The sequence below is a fragment of the Methylophaga sp. UBA5088 genome, assembly GCF_002414625.1.
Taxonomy (GTDB): Bacteria; Pseudomonadota; Gammaproteobacteria; order Nitrosococcales; family Methylophagaceae; genus Methylophaga; species Methylophaga marina.
Genome location: NZ_DIAC01000011.1, coordinates 27407 through 32156, shown reverse-complemented (window position 1 = coordinate 32156; position 4750 = coordinate 27407). Strand labels below are relative to the sequence as shown.

At 44.9% G+C, this 4750-nt stretch carries 6 protein-coding genes; 3 read left to right on the top strand and 3 right to left on the bottom strand.

Features of this window, described 5'->3' with window-relative positions; genetic code table 11:
• The 3 genes from B4K20_RS01670 to gloA form a co-directional block, all read left to right on the top strand.
• On the top strand, positions 1-736 hold a 736-nt coding region (locus B4K20_RS01670; RefSeq protein WP_289281665.1), incomplete at its 5' end, for an MFS transporter.
• Between the two features lie 104 nt (positions 737-840).
• Entirely contained in the window at positions 841-2166 is a 1326-nt protein-coding gene (locus B4K20_RS01665) for an alanine/glycine:cation symporter family protein (protein WP_289281664.1), read from the top strand.
• A 55-nt stretch (positions 2167-2221) separates the two neighbouring features.
• Positions 2222-2776 carry a lactoylglutathione lyase gene (gene gloA, locus B4K20_RS01660; protein ID WP_286303450.1) on the top strand — a complete coding sequence of 185 codons (555 nt, stop codon included), beginning with the start codon at positions 2222-2224 and terminating at the stop codon, positions 2774-2776.
• Between the two features lie 55 nt (positions 2777-2831).
• Here gloA and B4K20_RS01655 read toward each other — a convergent pair whose 3' ends face one another.
• The 3 genes from B4K20_RS01655 to B4K20_RS01645 form a co-directional block, all read right to left on the bottom strand.
• A complete protein-coding gene (locus tag B4K20_RS01655; RefSeq protein ID WP_091712983.1) occupies positions 2832-3011 on the bottom strand; it encodes a PLDc N-terminal domain-containing protein in 180 nt (59 codons plus the stop codon).
• A 61-nt stretch (positions 3012-3072) separates the two neighbouring features.
• Positions 3073-4494 (bottom strand): efflux transporter outer membrane subunit, encoded by a 1422-nt coding sequence (locus B4K20_RS01650; protein WP_289281663.1) that lies wholly within the window; start codon positions 4492-4494, stop codon positions 3073-3075.
• 2 nt (positions 4495-4496) lie between these two features.
• On the bottom strand, positions 4497-4750 hold a 254-nt coding region (locus B4K20_RS01645; protein ID WP_289281662.1), incomplete at its 5' end, for an efflux RND transporter permease subunit.

Below are 4750 nucleotides of genomic sequence, written 5' to 3'. Positions count from 1 at the left end.
CTATAGCCTGAGTTTCATTACTGTTGGCATTATCTTGCTGGCTTTAGCTGTTAAGCATTTGCTGGGTAGTCAGTATCCTTTATTCAGCTTGAGCCCTCTAAAAATAAAAACGTTCAGAATAACGGCTGTGGGAGGCTCGTTTTTCCGTATTGCTGTCGCCTCAGTGCCTTTCTTATTACCTCTGATGTTTCAATTGGGTTTTGGTATGTCGCCCGTTGATGCGGGGACACTGTTGTTATGGTTATTTGTTGGTAACCTCTGCATGAAACCAGCCACCACCTGGATAATGAATACCTTTGGTTTCCGTCGAGTCTTGCTCGTCAATGGACTGATGGTGTCAGTCGGCTTCGCCGCGATGGCCATGTTTACTGTCAACACACCTCACTGGTTAATCGTATTGGTGTTATTTATCAGTGGTCTTAACCGATCTATGCATTTCACTGCACTCAATACTATTGGTTTTGCTGATGTAGGTGAGAAGCAAATGCGTGATGCCAGCACGTTGTTTTCTGTGCTGCAACAAATGAGTCGTGGTATCGGTATTGCTTTTGCTGCTCTGGTCTTAGCTTTTTCGATGTGGTTATTACATGGAACCACGCTGGTGGAAACACGGGCTGAGGATTTCCAGTTAGCTTTTTGGATCATTGCTGTGTTGGCATTAATTTCAATTGCCGATACCTTGAGTTTATCAAGAGATGCAGGTGCCTCTATTCTGAAACCTAAGACGGTTTCATGAGCTGAGTTATACCGTTGATAGATTGATTGTTCTTAAAGTTTGACAGCGGTCTGCTTCTCACATAACTTCGAAAGCATTTATCACTTCTCACAGGTTAGATATACATGGAATTTCTTTCACACTGGGTATCGGTTTTCTCAGGCTGGGTCTGGGGGCCGCCCATGCTGATATTACTGGTTGGTACTGGCTTATATTTAACCGTCATTTTAAGAGGCTTACAGTTCCGAAAATTAGGCCATGCCCTGAAGCTTGTCTTTCACAAAGAAGATATAGCTGATGGGGATATCAGTCATTTTGCTGCCTTAACTACTGCTCTCGCCGCTACGGTGGGTATCGGCAATATTGTTGGCGTGGCGACAGCGATTTCTTTAGGTGGGCCCGGTGCCGTGTTTTGGATGTGGGTGACAGGACTTGTGGGGATGGCGACCAAATATGCCGAAGCCATGCTGGCCGTGAAATATCGTGAAGAAGGTGAAAACGGTATGCGTGGTGGGCCGATGTACTACATTTCAAAAGGTGTGGGCTTGCCATGGCTTGGCAGCTTGTTTGCGGTTTTCACCATCGGTGCTGCGTTTGGTATCGGCAATATGACCCAGGCAAATTCAGCGGCTGCTGCTGTAGAGCAAGTGTTTGGCGTGGAGACCAGCACAACCGGATTTGTGCTGATGGTGTTAACCGGTTTGGTATTAATCGGCGGAATTCGTTCAATTGGGCGCTTCACCTCAATGCTAGTACCTTTTATGATTGTGGCCTACTTGGGCGCTGCTTTTACGGTTATCGGGATCAATATTGACGAAGTGCCAGCGGCCTTTCATTTAATTTTCTGGCATGCATTTAATCCGATTGCGGCTGGCGGTGGTTTTGCCGGTGCTGCTGTCGCGGCGGCGATTCGTTATGGTGTGGCACGTGGTGTGTTTTCGAATGAATCGGGCTTGGGTTCAGCCCCCATTGCTGCGGCGGCAGCCCGGACGAATGATCCGGTGAAACAGGCATTGGTTTCTATGACTCAGACCTTTATTGATACTCTAGTGGTGTGTACTGCAACAGCGCTGGTAATCTTAACCGCCACAGCCTGGCAGGATGGGGTGAAAGCTAATATCTTAACCAGTGTCAGCTTTGCTGAAACATTAGGTATGACGGGCACGTATATCGTCGCGATAGCGACGGCTCTATTTGCCTTTTCCACTTTAATTGGCTGGAGCTATTACGGTGAAAAAGCACTGGAATATTTACTGGGTGAGAAAGCCATTATCGTCTTTCGTGTCGTGTTTGTGGCTGCAGTCATTGTTGGCGCTACCCGGGAGTTGAAGTTTGTCTGGGACTTTTCCGATTTGATGAATGGTTTAATGGCCATTCCAAACCTTATCGGGATTTTATTGCTGTCGAAAGTCGTGAAAGAAGAAAGTCAGCGTTATTTCAATACTAAGTGAGCCATTGTCATAAGAATGGTCATAAATTTATCTGTTTTACATTAAGGAGAGCACAATGAGTCGTCATTTTGACAATGCTGAAGGGGTAAGCGAGACACACGATCCCGCCACCCATGATTTTGTATTTAATCAAACCATGTTCCGCATCAAAGACCCGAAACGCACTCTGGCGTTTTACACTGAAGTGATGGGGATGACCTTAGTGAAACGATTTGATTTTCCAGAGATGAAGTTTACCTTGTACTTTATGGCGGCATTATCACCTGAACAAGTGAAAGCGATTTCAACGGATAACGATGAGCGTATCAAACAAACATTTGCCATGCCTGCCATGTTAGAGCTAACACATAACTGGGGTGATGAAGATAACGACGAGGTTAGCTATCACAATGGCAATAGTGATCCGCGTGGGTTTGGCCATATCGGTTTTGCTGTGCCAGATATTGATGCGTCATGTGAGCGATTTGAATCCTTCGGTGTGCCGTTTGTGAAGAAACCGAATGATGGCAAGATGAAAGGCATTGCCTTTATTCAAGATCCAGATGGTTACTGGATTGAGATTTTCACACCTGAACGTCAGCCAGAATTACTAAAAGATCACTTAGGCTAAGCGCATGTATTAAAAAAGGGGCATTGAGCCCCTTTTTTATTTGAAATGGTCTAGTCTAGCTTTTGGGTCCAAGTAAGAACCATATTAATAGACCTAGCACAGGGAATAACAACAGGATAAGAATCCATAAGATTTTTGCACCACCGCCAGCAGGACTATTGGCTACCTGGATAATGGCCCAGATAACAATGATTAACCAAATCAGACCTAATATGCCACCTACTTGTAAGTCCATTCTTTTCTCCTTGCTTGATGAAATATAGCTAGCTTAAATTAAGCTGCTGACGGACACAAAATTAATTCTGTGAAGGGGCGGCTGTGGGTGTCTCTTCATACAAACCACCACCCAAAGCTTTATAGAGTGTTAATTGATTACGAAGCCTCAACAGACGTGTATCAATTTGATTTAATTCACTGTTAATAGAGCTCCGTTGGGCATCCAGTACATCCAGATAGCTATCTATACCAGCGTTAAAGCGATATCGCGCTAATTCCAAACTGCGTTTGGTGGAAGCAGTGAGATCGTTTTGCGCATCCAACTGAGCATCTAGGGTGTAACGGGCTTCCATTTCGTCACGGACTTCTTTGAAGGCTTCTTGAATCACTTGTTGGTATTGGGCGATATTAATATCTTTTTGTAATTCGGCCACATTCAGGTTGGCCTGATTCACACCCCAGTCAAGTAAAGGCAGGGTGAACTGTGGTGCGATAGCCCATTGACGACTTGATGCTTCGCCTAGTTGACCAAAGCTCGTTCCCCCAAACCCAAGGGAGGTGGTGAGACTGATACGTGGGAAAAATGCTGCTCTGGCTGCACCAATATCAGCATTAGCCGATTTGATGATGGATTCAGCCTGCATCACATCAGGACGTGATAACAAGACATCAGAAGTCAGGTTGGCAGGAATATCTCGCAGTGTCTTTATTTCATACCAGTCTTTTTTCCACTCATCTTTGTCTAAAGTTTGTCCTACCAGAAGTTGTAAATTGGTGAAGTTCTGATTGGCTTGTTGCTGGTATTGGGCTTCCAGAACTCTTGCTTCATGTAACGCTGTTTCAGCTTGTCTGACATCGAGCTCAGAAGCTAATCCGCTATTAAACCGTTTTTCGATCAGTTGATAACTTTCAGCACGTGCTTCACGGGTTTCAGATGATAATTGCTGTTGAGCATCACTTGCTAACCAACTAAACCAGGCATCAGCCACTTGTGCAATCAAGGTTAATTGCATGCTGTCACGTGCGGATTTAGATGCCAGAAACTGCTGTAAAGCTGATTCTGACAGACTATCGATTCGGCCAAAGAAATCGAGCTCCCAGGCAGATATACCCAGTCCAACACTATAGGTATCCGTAATGCCACTACGACCTATGCCACTTAATGATTCTGGCGTACGCTGACGTGTCACTGAGCCTTCTGCATTGACCGTGGGTAATTTTGCGGCTTTTTGAATACGAAATTGCTCACGTAATTGTTCAACCGTGAGTGATGATACTCTGAGGTTTTGATTATTTGCCAGGGCTTTGCTGATTAACTGCTCCAGTTTTGGATCAAGATAAAAATCTCGCCAGCCAAGCTCTGCAACATTAAGCGTGCTTTCCTTTTGTTGATTGGCGATAGCAATCGTTGGCTCAGGCCTTTGATAATCAGGCATGAGTGAACAAGCCGATATCGTTAATATTGTCGAAATCGCTATCGATAATTTAAGAGGTTTCATCATAATTAGGCCCTTTTCACTTCATCATGTGATGATTTTTTAGTGAGTTTTTCTCGCAGACTAAATACCACAACAAAGAAGACAGGTATAAAGAATATCGCTAAAGCGGTAGCAGTGAAGACACCACCAAAAACACCGGTTCCTATGGCGTTCTGACTACCAGAACCTGCACCGGTGGCGATCATGAGGGGTAACACACCCAACATGAAAGCAAGTGATGTCATGATGATAGGACGCAGCCGCATTCTGACCGCTTCCA